Annotated in this window: 14 protein-coding genes; 7 read left to right on the forward strand and 7 right to left on the reverse strand. The window is 74.0% G+C overall.

Features of this window, described 5'->3' with window-relative positions; genetic code table 11:
* Positions 1-371: 371 nt before the first annotated feature.
* The 3 genes from dnaB to STBA_RS17705 all read left to right on the forward strand — a co-directional run bounded on the left by dnaB (position 372) and on the right by STBA_RS17705 (position 4,553).
* Entirely contained in the window at positions 372-3,050 is a 2,679-nt protein-coding gene (dnaB, locus tag STBA_RS17695) for a replicative DNA helicase (RefSeq protein WP_079251991.1), read from the forward strand.
* Positions 3,051-3,295: 245 nt separating this feature from the next.
* Positions 3,296-3,541 carry a hypothetical protein gene (locus tag STBA_RS39505; protein ID WP_366510819.1) on the forward strand — a complete coding sequence of 82 codons (246 nt, stop codon included), beginning with the start codon at positions 3,296-3,298 and terminating at the stop codon, positions 3,539-3,541.
* Positions 3,542-3,587: 46 nt separating this feature from the next.
* Complete coding sequence (locus STBA_RS17705) at positions 3,588-4,553, forward strand: aminoglycoside phosphotransferase family protein (protein WP_079251992.1); 966 nt, start codon at positions 3,588-3,590, stop codon at positions 4,551-4,553.
* On the opposite strand, the gene STBA_RS17710 is transcribed toward STBA_RS17705, so the two are convergent.
* Positions 4,493-4,915 (reverse strand): VOC family protein, encoded by a 423-nt coding sequence (locus tag STBA_RS17710; RefSeq protein WP_077060175.1) that lies wholly within the window; start codon positions 4,913-4,915, stop codon positions 4,493-4,495. The genes STBA_RS17705 and STBA_RS17710 overlap by 61 nt on opposite strands.
* Before the next feature lie 33 nt (positions 4,916-4,948).
* Between STBA_RS17710 and STBA_RS17715 the strand changes: the two genes are divergently transcribed.
* Positions 4,949-5,677, forward strand: coding sequence for a DUF6597 domain-containing transcriptional factor (locus STBA_RS17715; protein WP_077060176.1), 729 nt, complete (start codon positions 4,949-4,951; stop codon positions 5,675-5,677).
* Here STBA_RS17715 and STBA_RS17720 read toward each other — a convergent pair.
* The 3 genes from STBA_RS17720 to STBA_RS17730 form a co-directional block, all read right to left on the reverse strand.
* Positions 5,662-6,072 carry a VOC family protein gene (locus tag STBA_RS17720; protein WP_077060177.1) on the reverse strand — a complete coding sequence of 137 codons (411 nt, stop codon included), beginning with the start codon at positions 6,070-6,072 and terminating at the stop codon, positions 5,662-5,664. The two genes, STBA_RS17715 and STBA_RS17720, sit on opposite strands and share 16 nt — an antisense overlap.
* Positions 6,073-6,169: 97 nt before the next feature.
* Positions 6,170-6,988, reverse strand: coding sequence for a GNAT family N-acetyltransferase (locus STBA_RS17725; protein ID WP_077063402.1), 819 nt, complete (start codon positions 6,986-6,988; stop codon positions 6,170-6,172).
* A gap of 119 nt (positions 6,989-7,107) precedes the next feature.
* Positions 7,108-7,659, reverse strand: coding sequence for a DUF2269 family protein (locus STBA_RS17730; RefSeq protein WP_077060178.1), 552 nt, complete (start codon positions 7,657-7,659; stop codon positions 7,108-7,110).
* Positions 7,660-7,791: 132 nt separating this feature from the next.
* Between STBA_RS17730 and STBA_RS17735 the strand changes: the two genes are divergently transcribed.
* Positions 7,792-9,162, forward strand: a complete 1,371-nt coding sequence (locus STBA_RS17735) for a serine hydrolase domain-containing protein (protein WP_171987725.1) — start codon at positions 7,792-7,794, stop codon at positions 9,160-9,162.
* Between the two features lie 39 nt (positions 9,163-9,201).
* Here the strand turns inward: STBA_RS17735 and STBA_RS17740 are convergent, their stop codons facing one another.
* Complete coding sequence (locus STBA_RS17740) at positions 9,202-9,657, reverse strand: GNAT family N-acetyltransferase (protein ID WP_077060179.1); 456 nt, start codon at positions 9,655-9,657, stop codon at positions 9,202-9,204.
* 227 nt (positions 9,658-9,884) lie between these two features.
* Here STBA_RS17740 and STBA_RS17745 point away from each other — a divergent pair, with 227 nt between their 5' ends.
* The gene (locus STBA_RS17745) at positions 9,885-11,090 is read left to right on the forward strand and encodes a globin domain-containing protein (protein WP_077060180.1); all 1,206 of its coding nucleotides are present in this window, start codon (positions 9,885-9,887) and stop codon (positions 11,088-11,090) included.
* Between the two features lie 62 nt (positions 11,091-11,152).
* A complete protein-coding gene (locus tag STBA_RS17750) occupies positions 11,153-12,097 on the forward strand; it encodes a pyridoxamine 5'-phosphate oxidase family protein (protein ID WP_079251995.1) in 945 nt (314 codons plus the stop codon).
* Between the two features lie 18 nt (positions 12,098-12,115).
* On the opposite strand, the gene STBA_RS17755 is transcribed toward STBA_RS17750, so the two are convergent.
* On the reverse strand, positions 12,116-12,622 hold the full coding sequence (locus tag STBA_RS17755; protein ID WP_077060181.1) for an NUDIX hydrolase: 507 nt from the start codon (positions 12,620-12,622) through the stop codon (positions 12,116-12,118).
* Positions 12,623-12,659: 37 nt separating this feature from the next.
* Entirely contained in the window at positions 12,660-13,790 is a 1,131-nt protein-coding gene (locus tag STBA_RS17760) for a cystathionine gamma-lyase (protein ID WP_077060182.1), read from the reverse strand.
* Between the last annotated feature and the right edge of the window lie 54 nt (positions 13,791-13,844).

Genomic DNA, 13,844 nt, shown 5'->3' on the forward strand with positions numbered 1-13,844 from the left:
GGGATATGGGCCCTTACCCTTCGGGGCTGCGGTGTGATGGTCTGCGGTCGTTGACGTGAGCCCGCCGAGACGGGCCCGGTCGGGCCGCCGCTTTGGGGCGAGCGGATAAAAGTGCACGTCAGTGCGCATGTGAGGGGGCGCGGGAAGCCGGCCGCGCCGGTGTGTCCGCCGAGTTGTCCACAGGAATCGGCCCGTAGTCCACAGGGCGTGGTCTGACATCCACATAGCCTGTGGATAACTCCGCCCGGACCTGCCGGTTGGTCGTGCCGTCCGTGGGCCGTAGCGTAGGCCCTCGCTCGGCGAGAATGTCAGAGCTGTGCCGTAGGAATGGGAAGTGCGCGGCGGTTCGAGGCCGGAGGGAGGCGGGGTCGATGGCTGATCTCGACGAGCACGCGGGGCCGTGGGGCGGGCCACCCGACACCGGGGAGCCGCCGCCCGTGGCGCGCCCGCGGCACAGCCCGGACGGCGGGGACGAGGAGCGCGCCGCCTTCGAGCGCGTCCCCCCGCAGGACCTGGCGGCCGAGCAGTCCGTGCTCGGCGGCATGCTGATGTCCAAGGACGCCATCGCCGACGTCGTCGAGGTCCTGCGCGGCCTCGACTTCTACAAGCCCGCGCACGAGACGATCTACACGGCGATCCTCGACCTGTACGCCAAGGGCGAGCCCGCGGACCCCATCACGATCTCCGCGGAGCTGACCAAACGCGGCGAGCTGGCCAGAGTGGGCGGCGCGGGCTACGTGCACTCGCTGGTCAACGTGGTGCCGACGGCGGCCAACGCGGAGTACTACGCCGAGATCGTCCACGACCGTGCGGTGCTGCGCCGGCTGGTGCAGGCGGGCACCCGTATCACCCAGATGGGGTACGCGGCGGACGGCGACGTGGACGACATCGTCAACTCCGCGCAGGCCGAGATCTATGCGGTCACCGAGCAGCGGACGGCCGAGGACTACATGCCGCTCGGCGACATCATGGAGGGCGCGCTCGACGAGATCGAGGCCATCAGCAATCGCAGCGGCGAGATGACCGGCGTGCCGACCGGCTTCACGGACCTGGACTCCCTGACGAACGGGCTGCATCCGGGCCAGATGATCGTCATCGCGGCGCGGCCGGCGATGGGCAAGGCGCTGGCGCTCGACACCCCGCTGCCCACCCCCACCGGGTGGACCACCATGGGCGAGGTACGGCCGGGCGACTATCTGCTCGACGCGGCGGGTAAGCCGACCCGGGTGGTGGAAGCCACCAATGTGATGACCGGACGACCGTGCTACGAGGTGGCGTTCGACGACGGCACGACCGTGATTGCCGACGCGGATCACCAGTGGCTCACGGACACCACGGACACCACGGACACCAGGGCTTCGCGCAGGTCCGCGCGCGTCCCGGCGGCGGTCAGGACCACCAAGGAAATCGCCGAAACCCTCTACTGCCCCACGGCCGGTGCCCGCCACAACCACACCGTGCGGAATTCGGCCCCGCTCTGCCTGCCCCAGCAGGACCTGCCGATTCCCCCGTACGTCCTGGGCGCTTGGCTCGGGGACGGTCACAGGGCCGCCGCCAGGATCACCTCGGCGGACGCGGAGCTCATCCGCCGCATCGCGGACGAGGGTTTCGAGGTCCGCCGGGTGGGGGCGTCGATCACCTATGCCCTGCGCTTCGCCGTCCGGGCCTCCGAGGCGGTCGAGCGGACGTGTGCGGTCTGCGGAAAGCCCTTCGTGCCCGAGCCCGCCCATGTCCGGACCTGTGGCCGCTCCTGTGGCGGCAGGGTGCGGCTCCTCTCGGCTCCCCAGCCCCACACCGCGTGCGTGGATTGCGGCGAGACCTGCTTCCCGGCCTCCTCCGAGCCTCGTTGTGCCTCCTGCTCCAGGAGGCACGGCAGCCTCCTCGTGCGGCTGCGGGAGCTGGGCGTGCTGCGGAACAAGCACATTCCGCTGAGCTATCTGCGCGGGTCCGCCGCGCAGCGCAGGGCACTCCTCGCGGGCCTGCTGGACACGGGTGGGACGGTCACGGACACCGGCTCCGTGCAGCTTGCGGTGACCGGCCGGAGCCTGGCCGAGGGCTGCCGTGAGCTGATCGTCGGCCTCGGCTATCGCTGCGGGGTGCGGACCGGACCGGTCAAGGGGCGATCCGTGGGTTCCTCCACCGCGTACCTCATCACGTTCACACCCACGGATGACGTGTTCGCGCTGGAACGCAAGCGGCGGGTCCATGGGGAGCGCAGGCGCCCAGGGACGGCGAAACCGGGGCAGCGGGTCATCACCGGTGTCCGGGAGGTCGCCAGTGTGCCGGTCCGCTGTGTCCAGGTGGACAATGCGGATCACCTGTATCTCGCCACCCGCTCGATGGTCCCCACGCACAACTCGACGCTGGCGCTCGACTTCGCGCGCGCGTGCTCGATCAAGCACAAGCTGCCGAGCGTGATCTTCTCCCTGGAGATGGGGCGGAACGAGATCGCGATGCGCCTGCTCTCCGCCGAGGCGCGGGTCGCGCTGCACCACATGCGCTCGGGCAGCATGACGGACGAGGACTGGAACCGGCTGGCCCGGCAGATGGCGGAGGTGAACGAGGCCCCGCTCTACATCGACGACTCGCCCAACCTGTCGATGATGGAGATCCGGGCCAAGTGCCGCCGCCTGAAACAGCGGAACGACCTGCAGCTCATCGTCATCGACTACCTCCAGCTGATGCAGACCGGCGGCAGCCGCCGCCCGGAGAGCCGGCAGCAGGAGGTCTCCGAGATGTCGCGAAACCTGAAGCTGCTGGCGAAGGAGCTGGAGGTGCCCGTGGTCGCGCTGTCCCAGCTGAACCGGGGACCCGAGCAGCGCACCGACAAGAAGCCGATGATCTCGGACCTCCGCGAGTCCGGTTCGATCGAGCAGGACGCGGACATGGTCATCCTGCTGCACCGCGAGGACGCCTACGAGAAGGAGTCGCCGCGCGCGGGCGAGGCCGACCTGATCGTGGCCAAGCACAGGAACGGCCCCACCGCCACGATCACCGTGGCCTTCCAGGGGCACTACTCGCGCTTCGTCAACATGGAGGGCGGCTTCTGAGCACGGGGTTGTCAGGGCATGGCCATGGATGCGGCGGCCGGTGACCGGGCCCCCGAGCGGCCGCGGGGGAGGGCGAGTTGGCTTCTCCCGCACGCGGCGACGCACTCGGGCCGGCTGGTCACGGAAGCCTTCGCCTCGATCGGCGCCCGGCGTTACCACTGCGCGCTGCTCGCCGCGCTGGCCGAGTTCGGCCCGGCCAGTCAGGCGGCGCTCGGCCGCAGGTGCGGCATCGACCGGAGCGACGTGTGGCCGCGCTCAACGAGCTGGTGGCGAGCGGGCAGGTGGTGCGCAACCCCGGCCCGGCCGACCGCCGGCGCAATGTGATCACCCTGACGCCGGGGGGCCGCGGCCGGCTGGAGCGGGCCGACGAGGCGCTCGGCCGGGCGCAGGAGGCGCTGCTCGCGCCGCTGTCGCCCGCGGAGCGGCGGGAGTTGATCCGGCTGCTCGGTCTCGTGCACGACCACGGGCGCCGGCGGAGCCGGCCGCCGTAAGGGCCCTGAGGACGCGGGCGGAGCGCGGCCGGTAAGGTCCCCGCGCATGAGCGGCGGCATTGACGGCAACGACGGCAACGACGGCAACCAGGGCGGCCTCCAAGTCCCATGCGCGGTGCGCGCGCTGGCCCGGCGGCACGGGATCGGCGCGGACGAGGTGCTGCCCGCGCCGTTCCAGGGAGTGGCCGGTACGGTCTTCCTGCTGGGCGAGCACCTGGTGGTGAAGGTGGCGAGGCCGGAGCCGGGCTGCGCCGCGGACCTGCGCAAGGAGGCGCTGGTCGTGCCGTTCGCGACCGGGCTCGGCCTGCGCACGCCCGAACTGGTGGCGTACGGCGAGGGGGACGAGGACCTGCCGGGCCCCTGGGCCGTGCTGTGGCGGGTCCACGGGCGCGCGGCGAACGAGCCGGGGCCGCGGGCGTACCGGGAGCTCGGCCGCGAACTGGCGCTGCTGCACGGCGCGTCCGTCCCGTCCGGGGTGGCGGCAGGCGTTCCGCGGGACGAGCCGGCGGACCCGGCGCCCGGTATCGAACGGCTGGTGGCGGCCGGGTATCTGGGCGCGGGTCTCGGGGCTTGGCTCACAGGGTGGCTGGCCGAGCTTGCGGCGGCGCGGCCGGCGCCGCCGGGTCCCGTGCTGATTCACGGTGACGTGTCGGCGGCGAACCTGGTGCTCGGTGGGCGGGGCGGCGGTCTGGTGGCGCTGCTGGACTGGGGGGACGCGGCGCTGGCCGATCCGGCGGCGGAGTTCGCCAAGGTGCCGCTGCGCCGGGTGCCCGAGGTCTTGACGGGATACCTGGACGGGGTGCCGGACGCGGACACCGGGCGGGCGTGGACGGCCGGGGTGCTCACGCACCACCTGGCCTGGGCCGTCGCCCGGCTGCCCACCCCGCCCGACACACGCGGCGGACACTGGTCGGCGCAGCCGGGCAACCGGCTGCTCGAACTGCTGCGTGCCTACGCGGAGGGCCTGCCGTCCCCCTGGGCGGCCTGGATGAGGTCGAAGAGATTGCCGTAGAGGTCGGCGAAGACGGCGACGGTGCCGTAGGGCTCGCTCCGCGGTGGCCGCACGACCGTGACGCCCGCCGCGGTCAGGCGGGCGAAGTCGCCGTCGAAGTCGTCGGTGTGCAGGAAGAAGCCGACGCGCCCGCCGGTCTGGTCGCCGATCCTGCTGCGCTGGTGCCCGGTCGTGGCGCGGGCGAGGAGCAGGCCGGTGGCGGCGTCGGGGTGCGGCGCGACGACGACCCAGCGTTTGCCCGTGGGCTCCGGGGGCCCCAGCGGGGTGTCCTCGCGGAGCGTGAAACCGAGGCGGCCGGTGTAGTAGGCGATGGCCTCGTCGTAGTCGGGGACGACGAGGGTGATCAGGGCCAGCTGCCGCATGGGAACAAGCGTGCCATGGTGCATCCTGGGGGCATGTACCGGGAACGTCCTGCGCGCTTCGGGGGCGGCGCGGTGGTGTGGAGCAGCCGGGGCGATGCCGACTCGTCCGGCCGCGTGCTGCCGGACGGCTGCATGGATCTGATCTGGAGCGCGGGACGGCTGTCCGTGGCGGGGCCCGACACGCGCGCCCACGTGTTCACCGTCGTGCACGGGCAGGAGGTCACCGGGCTGCGCTTCGCGCCGGGGGCGGCGCCCGCGGTGCTCGGCGTGCCCGCGGACGAGCTGACGGACCGGCGCGTTCCCCTGGACGTGCTGTGGAACGGGGCGCGGGTGCGCGAGCTGTCGGAGCGGCTGGCGGCGGCGCCGGGCGGCGCGGGCGCCGTGCTCGAGGCGATCGCGGAGGGGCGGCTGCGCCGGGCGGCGGACCCCGGCGGGGCGTGGCGGCCCGCCGTGCTGGCCGCGCTGCGCTCGGGCCGCGGGGTCGCGGAGACGGCGGAGCGGCTCGGCCTGAGCGAGCGGCAGCTACGGCGGCGGAGCCTGTCGGCGTTCGGCTACGGCCCCAAGACCCTGGCGCGCGTGCTGCGGATGCAGCGGGCGCTCGACCTGGCCAGGAACGGCACGCCCCTGGCCGCGACGGCGGTGCTCGCCGGGTACGCGGACCAGGCGCACCTGGCGCGCGAGGTGAAGGGCCTTGCCGGGGCGCCCCTTTCGGCCCTGGTGGCGGGCCGGGTCGGGGACACCTCGGGTCAGTTCCCCGGCTGAGCCGGGGCGAGCGGCGCGAAGAGGTCCACGCCGTTCCCGTCGGGGTCGAGGACGATGGCGTAGCGCTGGCCCCAGAACGCGTCCCAGGGGTCCTTGCTCCCGGTGTACCCGGCCTGCACGAGGGCGGCGTACTGCCGGTCGACGTCGGCGGGCCCGTCGCACAGGAACGCGAGGGCGATGCGCCGCCCGGCCGGTGGCGGGACCGCGTCGGGCCCGGTGCCGCCGACGACCTCCGCGGCGTCCCAGGCGAGACGGAGGCCGCCGGGAAGCACGGTTTCCACGTGCGGCTCCTGCTCGGCGCCCGCGGGGATGTCGAGGCCGAGGCGGCGGTAGAAGGCGAGCGAGGCCGCGAGGTCGTCGGTGAGGATGCCGATGAGGTCGAGTCGAGGTGTCATGCGAGGCAGCCTAGGCAGCGGCGGACCCGCCGGTATTGAACGAATCGGACGGGTCGCCGCGGCCGGGGGCCGTGGGGCGCGCGGGTGGTCGTCCGGCTCAGCCGAGAGCGACGGACAAGGGGGCGAAGCGGCGGTCGATGTCGCCCGGGAGGTCAGGGGCGCCCCGGACCATGAGGGTGCAGACGTAGTCGCCGGTGAGCCCGTTGGCGCGCAGCCAGTCGGCCAGTCCCGGATGGCGCGGGTCGACGTCGAAGCGCACCGGCATCGGCGCGCCGGCGGCCAGGCTTGCGACGAGGGCGCGCGCGGTGGGCTGGTCGTCGGCGAGGGCGGGGCCGATGACGGTGGTGGTTTCGTTCGGCCAGGCCGCGGCGTAGCCGGTGAGCCGCCCGCCGGGGGCGTGCGCGACCAGGATCTGGTCGGCGAACGCCGGGAGCCTGGTGAGCAGTTCGGTGCGGTCGGCGCCGAAGACGGGGCGGTCGTAGGCGAGGATCGCCGGTATGTCCGCGGCCGTGGCCGCCCGCAGCACCGTGCCCGCGGGGGCGGGCGCCGGCGCCGCGCCGGTGAACGTGCCGCGGAGGGTCGTGACGGTGCCGACGGGCGCGAACCCGAGCTGCTCGTACAGCGGGCGGCCGTTCGCCGTGGCGGTGAGGAACACGGCGGCTGCGCCGCAGGAGTCGAGGGCGTGCCGCATCAGGTGGCGGCCGACGCCGCGGCGTGCGAAGCGGGCCGCGACGAGCACCATGCCGATGCAGCGGTGGGTCTCGCCGTAGGAGGTGAGGACGAGGGTGGCCAGCAGGGTGCCGGGCCGGTCGGGCGCGTCGATGCCCAGGCCCTGGCCCGCGGTCAGCAGCAGCCGCCACTTGTGCTCCTCGCGGGTCCAGCCGTGTTCGGCGGCCAGGTCGAGGCAGGCGGTCAGGTCGGCGGGGGTGAGCGCGCGAACGGGGAGCGAGGCGGGCGGGGCAGACGGCGGCGAGGAAAGCGGCGAAGGCGTAGGCGAGGGCGGCGGCGAGGGCGCGGAGGCAGGCGTCACGTTCCTCAGCCTGTCCGACCGGCGCCGGGGGCGGCGACCGTTTTTCGCGCGGGGCGCCGGTTCGCCGCCGCGGCGCGCCGCCCCCAGCGGGTCGTGCCCCAGGGCTTGAGCACCGAGATCGCGGTCATGAACAGGTAGGCGGTCAGCGCGACGGCCGGGGGAATGACGAGCCCGCCCGGATCGGTCACGGGCGTTCCGGCGTCGACCGCGGCGGCGGCCTCGTTGATTCCGGCGCGGAGCGCGAACACCGAGGCGGTTGCGGTGATCAGGGTGAGAACGAATTTGATCAGAACCCACCGGTGGCGGATCAGTCCCCACGGGGTGCCGAGCGAGAGCACGAGGCCGGTGGCGAGCGCGGACAGTGCCAGCGGCGCGAGCAGCCAGTCGCCGAAGATGCGCATGGAACGGTAGGCGGCCGCCGCGGTGTCCTCGGACCCGGTGACCGCCGCGGCGAGCGCGAGGACCAGCAGGCACAGGGTGAGGCCGAGCCAGCCGACGGACACGACGATGTGGGCGACGAGGAACGTTTTGCGGGCGGGGCGGGAGAGCGTGGACATGCCCCTCACGCTCCCGCGCCGGCCCCCGGCGGTGCGTCTGACGGGCGGAGTATCCGCGGCTACTCGGGATCGAGTACGGGCGTCGGGCGTCCGCCCGTGGCGCGGCGGCACCGGCGGGGTATGAGTGGCGGCATGACAGACGGAGACGCAGAACTGCTGCCCGCCACCCGCCGGGCCCTCGACCACCGGCTCGCCGTGACCCAGGCGGAGGGCCGGGCCCCGTCCGTGGTGGCCGCGGTGGTGCGGGAGGGCCGGACGGTCTGGACGGGCGGCCGCGGCGAGCTGCCGCCTGGCGCGGACCCGGCGACGGTGCAGTACCGCATCGGCTCGATCACGAAGTCGCTGACGGCGGTGCAGGTGCTGCGGCTGCGGGAGGAGGGGCTGCTCGACCTCGGCGATCCGGTGGGGGCGCACCTGTCCACGCCGCACGGGGGCGGCGCCACGGTCGCGCAGCTGCTTGCGCACACCGGGGGGCTCGCGGCGGAGGCGCGCGGGCCGTGGTGGGAGCGCACGGACGGTGAGTTGCGCCCCGAGCTCGCGGACGTCTTCGGCGACCGGCCGCAGAAGCATCCGCAGGGCCGGCGGTTCCACTACTCCAACCCCGGCTACGCCCTGCTCGGCGCGCTGATCGAGAAGCTGCGCGGCGCCCCCTGGGCCGAGGTGCTGCGCGAAGAGGTCCTCGCGCCGCTGGGCATGACGCGCACCGGCGCGCGGCCCGAGGCGCCGTACGCGGCGGGCTGGGCCGTGCACCCGTACGCCGACGTACGGCAGCCGGAGCCCGCGGTGGATCTCGGACGGCTCGCGGCGGCCGGGCAGCTGTGGTCGACGGCCGGCGACCTGGCGAGGTTCGCGGCGTTCCTGCTCGCGGGCGATCCGCGGGTCCTCGGCGCCGCGGGCGTGGCGGAGCTGCGCGCGCCCGCGGCGGCACCGGAACCGGCGGACTGGGACACCGGCTACGGCCTCGGCCTCCAGGTGGCGCGGCGCGAGGGGCGGCTGCTCGCCGGGCACGGGGGCTCGCTGCCCGGTTACGTCGCGAGCGTGTGGGCGGCCCCGGAGGAACGGCTCGGGGCGGTGGCGCTGGCGAACGCGACGTCGGGCGTCGCGACGTCGGCCCTGACGGCCGGGCTGCTCGACCTCGTCGCCCGGCACGAGCCGGCACCGCCGGAACCGTGGCGCCCGGCCCGGGACGCGGACCCGGGCCTCGTCGCGCTGACCGGCGTGTGGCACTGGGGTACGGCCCCCGTCGTGCTGCGGCTGCACGCCGGGGGCGTGCTGTCGCTCGGCCCCGCGGCGGGCGGCGGGCGGCGTTCGCGCTTCGATCCGGCGGGGGACGGCGCGTGGACGGGACGCGAGGGCTACTACGCGGGGGAGACGCTGCGGGTGGTGCGGCGGCAGGACGGGACGGCCGACCACCTCGACGTGGGTTCGTTCGTCCTCACCCGGGAGCCCTACGAGCCGGGCTCCGCGGTGCCGGGCGGCACCGACCCCGGCGGCTGGCGGTGAGCCGGTGAGCCGGGGCGGGCGCGATACGGGCCGGACGGGTCACAGCGGCAGCTTGAAGCCGACGTGCGTCGGCCGGAACCCGAGTTTTTCGTAGAAGCGGTGCGCGTCGGTGCGGGTGGCGTCCGAGGTGAGCTGGACGAGGGCGCAGCCCTGCCGCCCCGCCTCCTCGACGGCCCGCCGGATCAGCTCGCTGCCCAGGCCGGTGCCGCGGGCTTCCGCGGCGACGCGCACGGACTCGATGAGGGCGCGGGAGGAGCCTTTGCGGGAGAGGCCGTGGAGGATGCTGAGCTGGAGGGTGCCCACCACGCGGCCGTCCTGGTCCCGTTCGGCGACCAGCAGGTGCTGGTGTGGGTCGGCGTCGATGCGTGCGAAGGCGGCGAGGTACGGCGTGAGGTCGGCCGGGTCCTCGCGGCCGGCTCCGAGCACGTCGTCGGCGAGCATGGCGACGATGTGGGGAATGTCGTCCGCCGTGGCCCGCCGCATGGTGATATTCATGCCGGCAGTCTAGGAAACGGGAGAAACCCCATGAACCGCACGTATCCGGAAGGGGCTTGTGTCTCAGCCGCGTAACGGTAGGGTCTGTTGCGCATCCCGGAGGCGTGAAGCCGTTCAGTTTATGGGATGCGGGGGGCTCGATGGCCGGGTTTCCGGTTAACCACCCGCTCCCGGTGAGCGCGCTGACACGCTGTGCGACCGGGAGTTGATCGAGGCGAGGCAGGGTCATGACCGCGATATCGGCCGACGACGGCGCCACCACCACCGGGAGCGGACACGCGAACGGGCAGGGGAAGCGGGCGCCTTCGCCCGACGCGGTCGCGATCAGGCGCACACTCGCCGAGATCGAGCCCCATGCGGACGAGGCCACCTCGTACTTCTACGCGCTGCTCTTCCTGCACAACCCCGGACTGCGCGAGTTGTTCCCCCCGGCGATGGACACGCAGCGCGACCGCCTGTTCGGCGCGCTGCTGACGGCGGCCGAGCAGATCGACGACACGGTCGGGCTGACCGACTACCTCGGCCATCTCGGCCGCGGCCACCGCAAGTACGGCACGCGGGCCGACCACTACCCGGCCGTCGGCGAGGCGCTGATCTACGCGCTGGAGCGCTACGCCCCGCGGACGTGGGACGCGGCGGCCGAGGCCGCGTGGGTCCGGGCGTACACGGTGTTCAGCCAGACGATGATCGACGCGGCGGCGGAGGACGAGCTGCGCGCGCCGCCGTGGTGGCAGGCGGAGATCGTCTCCCACGAACGGCGCACCAGCGAGGTGGCGGTGGTCACCGTCCGGCCCGACCAGCCGTACCCGTATCGTGCCGGGCAGTACGCCAGCGTGGAGACGCCGTGGTGGCCGCGGGTGTGGCGGTCCTACTCGTTCGCCTCGTGCCCGCGCGCGGACGGGCTGCTGTCCTTCCACGTCAAGGCCGTGCCGGCGGGCTGGGTTTCGCGCTCGCTCGTGCACCGGGCGAGACGCGGGGACGTGATCAGGCTCGGGCCGCCCGCCGGGTCGATGGCGGTGGACCACGCGTCGAGCCGCGGGCTGCTGTGCGTGGGCGGCAGTACGGGAATCGCGCCGATCAAGGCGCTGGTGGAAGATGTCGCCGAGCACGGGCGGCGCCGACCGGTGGAGGTGTTCTTCGGTGCGAACCGCGACGCGGACCTGTACGACCTGGACTCCTTTCTCGATCTGGAACGGCGCCTCCCGTGGCTGTCCGTGCGCCCGGTCGTCGCCGAGCTGGCAACCCGCGGATTCGCGGGTCGGCTTCCGGAAGCGGTACGGGAGTTCGGGCCGTGGCGGGAGTTCGACGGGTATCTGTCGGGGCCGCCGCAGATGATCAGAAAAAGCGTGGACGCGCTGGTGTCCTCGGGAGTTCCGCAGGACCGGATATGGCACGACTTCCTGGGCACACTCGTTGCTTCGGGCGGCAGATAGCCGCGGCAGCGGACGGCAGAGTCGCAACAGCAGACCGAAACGGTAAGAAGTGAAGTAGCGGAATGTCAGGAATATCAGGCATGGGCCAGGGGAGCGGGCACCTGCCGGCTCTTCCCGCGCGGCCGGGCGGTGAGGGCGAGCGCGCCATCCAGCGGCGCCTCGGTACCGAGCGGCGCGCGGAGCGCTTTTACGACGAGCAGGTGCTCGACCATCTGAACGAGCGGATGCGCGAGTTCGTGGCCAGGCAGGAGATGTTCTTCCTGGCCACCTCGGACGCCCGCGGCGAGTGCGACAACAGCTTCCGCGCCGGACCGGCGGGCTTCCTGCACGTGCTCGATCCGCGGTCGCTCGCGTATCCCGAGTACCGGGGGAACGGCGTGCACGCCTCCCTGGGCAACATCACCGAGAATCCGCGCGCCGGACTGCTGCTGATGGACTTCGACCGGGCGCGGATCGGCCTGCACATCAACGGCACGGCCCGGATCGTTCCGGACGCCGAACTGCGGGCGGCCCACCCGGAGCTGCCCTCCGACACGGTGCCGGGCCGCCGCGCGGAGCTGTGGGTGCGCATCGATGTCGTGGAGGCGTACATCCACTGCGCCAAGCACATTCCGCAGCTGGTCAAGGCGTCGCGGCGCACCGCGCGCGAGTGGGGGACGGACGACTACAAGCGCAAGGGCGGGGACTTCTTCGGGGTGGCCCGCGAGGCGCAGGTGCGCAGGACACGCGAGCTGAACGGGCTGCCCGCCGCGCCTGCCGCCCCTGCCGCGCCCGCCTCTGCCGCGCCCGCACCCGCGCTGCCCGCTCCGGCGCCCGCCGTCCCTCCCGCACCCGCGCCCCTGCCGGCGCGGGCCCTGGCCCCCGCGCCCATGCCCCCCGCGCCCCCCGCACCGTCCGTGCCCCCGCCGCCGGACGTGCGGGCGTGGCAGGAGGAGGCGCGGCGCGCACTCGAACGGGCCAGGAGCCACGGCGGGGGCACCGAGGGCGGCGGCGGCTGGTTCGGTTAGTCCTTCGGCCCAGCCGGGCTAGCCGGGGCCCGACGGTGCGAGGTCACCGGCGAGCAGCGCGCGGACGCCCGCGATGTTGCGGGACAGGTAGGCCCGCAGTGAGGCCGGGACCAGGTCGACGGAGGCAAGCCCCTCCGGCGTGAACGGCAGCCGCACGGTCTCGTAGGTGCCGCGCGGCTCCTCCACCTCGGGCCCGTGCCGCAGCGCCGGGTCCATGGTGGCCAGGCGGCACACGAAGAAGTGCTGCACCTTCAGCCCGGGCGGGGTGCGTTCGCCTGGCTTCGGCGTGTGCGGCACGGTGTCGACGAACGCGGGCACCACGTCCGTGACCTCGGCGCCCAACTCCTCGTGCACTTCGCGGTGCAGGGCGTCGAGCACCGAGGCGTCGGAGGGCTCGACGCCGCCGCCCGGAGTGATCCAGTACGGCGGGCGGCCCGGTTTGGTGCGCTTGATGACGATGAGGTCGGGCCCGTCGAGCAGGATGGCACGGGCGGTGCGCTTGACCACGGGTTCCGCAGGGGTCATGGAATTCATGTGGCCCGACGGGTCCGGGGCGAAACCTTCATGCGGGCGCGTTCGCGGCGTCGAGGGCCTGCCGCACGTCGGCGACGAGGTCCGCGGTGTCCTCCACGCCGACGGACAGCCGCACGAACCCCTCGGGCACCGGGTCGCCGCCCCACCGGCCGCGGCGCTCCGCCGTGGAACGCACCCCGCCGAAGCTGGTCGCGTCGTCCACCAGGCGGAGCGCGGCGAGGAACCGTTCGGCGTGCTCGCGGTCCGGCAGGGTGAACGAGACCACGCAGCCGAACCGCCGCATCTGGCGGGCCGCCACGGCGTGCGCCGGGTCCTCGGGGAGGCCCGGGTAGCGCGGGTCGGCGACTTCCTGGCGTTCGCGCAGTGCGGTGGCGACGGCGAGCGCGTTGATCTGCTGGCGTTCGACGCGCAGGTGGAGCGTGGCGATGCCGCGGTGGGCCAGCCACGCCTCCATCGGACCGACGATGGCGCCCGTGGTGGTGCGCCACGCCCTGAGCGCGTCGGCGAGCGCCGGATCGCGGGTGACGGTGTAGCCGAGCAGCACGTCGCCGTGGCCGTTGAGCGCCTTGGTGCCGCTGGCCACGGACAGGTCGGCGCCCAGGTCGAGCGGACGCTGGCCGAGCGGCGTGGCGAGCGTGTTGTCGACGGCGACGAGCGCCCCGTGCGCGTGGGCGGCCGCGGCGAGGCGGCGGATGTCGGCGACGTCGAGGCCGGGGTTCGACGGGCTTTCGATCCACAGCAGCCGCACGCCGTCGTCGAGGGCCGCGAGCTGGGCGTCGCCCGCGGTCGGCGCGGTGCGGACGGTGATGCCGAACGCCTCCAGGCGCTCGCGGAGGCGCGGCAGCAACTGGTAGCCGTCGGCGGGCAGGACGGCCGTGTCGCCGGGGCGCAGCAGGCCGAACAGCACGGCCGAGGTGGCGGCCATGCCGGAGGGGAAGACGGCCGCGTGGGCCGGTGTGCCAGGGGACTCGAGACCGGCCACGGCGGCTTCGAGTGCGGCCCAGGTCGGGTTGTTCTCGCGGCCGTACCCGTAGGGCGCCTCGGCGGGGTCGCCCGGCAGGTGGAAGTGGGCGGCGAGCACCGGCCCCGGAACCGGCGGCTGGTACGCCGCGGCCTCGGGCAGCCCGGCCCGCACGGCTCGTGTTCCGTCCCCGGTCATCCGCGGTGCCTCCCTCACAGTGCGCCTTCTCCGGCCGCACAAGTGTACGGGTAT

Source organism: Streptomyces sp. MP131-18 (assembly GCF_001984575.1).
GTDB lineage: Bacteria > Actinomycetota > Actinomycetes > Streptomycetales > Streptomycetaceae > Streptomyces > Streptomyces johnsoniae.

Excerpts from the sequence above, each read along its gene's own strand:
- dnaB (WP_079251991.1), top strand. The coding sequence starts at position 372 with ATGGCTGATCTCGACGAGCACGCGGGGCCGTGGGGCGGGCCACCCGAC.
- STBA_RS17705 (WP_079251992.1), top strand. The coding sequence starts at position 3,588 with ATGAGCGGCGGCATTGACGGCAACGACGGCAACGACGGCAACCAGGGC.
- STBA_RS17710 (WP_077060175.1), bottom strand. The coding sequence starts at position 4,915 with ATGCGGCAGCTGGCCCTGATCACCCTCGTCGTCCCCGACTACGACGAG.
- STBA_RS17715 (WP_077060176.1), top strand. The coding sequence starts at position 4,949 with ATGTACCGGGAACGTCCTGCGCGCTTCGGGGGCGGCGCGGTGGTGTGG.
- STBA_RS17720 (WP_077060177.1), bottom strand. The coding sequence starts at position 6,072 with ATGACACCTCGACTCGACCTCATCGGCATCCTCACCGACGACCTCGCG.
- STBA_RS17730 (WP_077060178.1), bottom strand. The coding sequence starts at position 7,659 with ATGTCCACGCTCTCCCGCCCCGCCCGCAAAACGTTCCTCGTCGCCCAC.
- STBA_RS17735 (WP_171987725.1), top strand. The coding sequence starts at position 7,792 with ATGACAGACGGAGACGCAGAACTGCTGCCCGCCACCCGCCGGGCCCTC.
- STBA_RS17740 (WP_077060179.1), bottom strand. The coding sequence starts at position 9,657 with ATGAATATCACCATGCGGCGGGCCACGGCGGACGACATTCCCCACATC.
- STBA_RS17745 (WP_077060180.1), top strand. The coding sequence starts at position 9,885 with ATGACCGCGATATCGGCCGACGACGGCGCCACCACCACCGGGAGCGGA.
- STBA_RS17750 (WP_079251995.1), top strand. The coding sequence starts at position 11,153 with ATGTCAGGAATATCAGGCATGGGCCAGGGGAGCGGGCACCTGCCGGCT.
- STBA_RS17755 (WP_077060181.1), bottom strand. The coding sequence starts at position 12,622 with ATGACCCCTGCGGAACCCGTGGTCAAGCGCACCGCCCGTGCCATCCTG.
- STBA_RS17760 (WP_077060182.1), bottom strand. The coding sequence starts at position 13,790 with ATGACCGGGGACGGAACACGAGCCGTGCGGGCCGGGCTGCCCGAGGCC.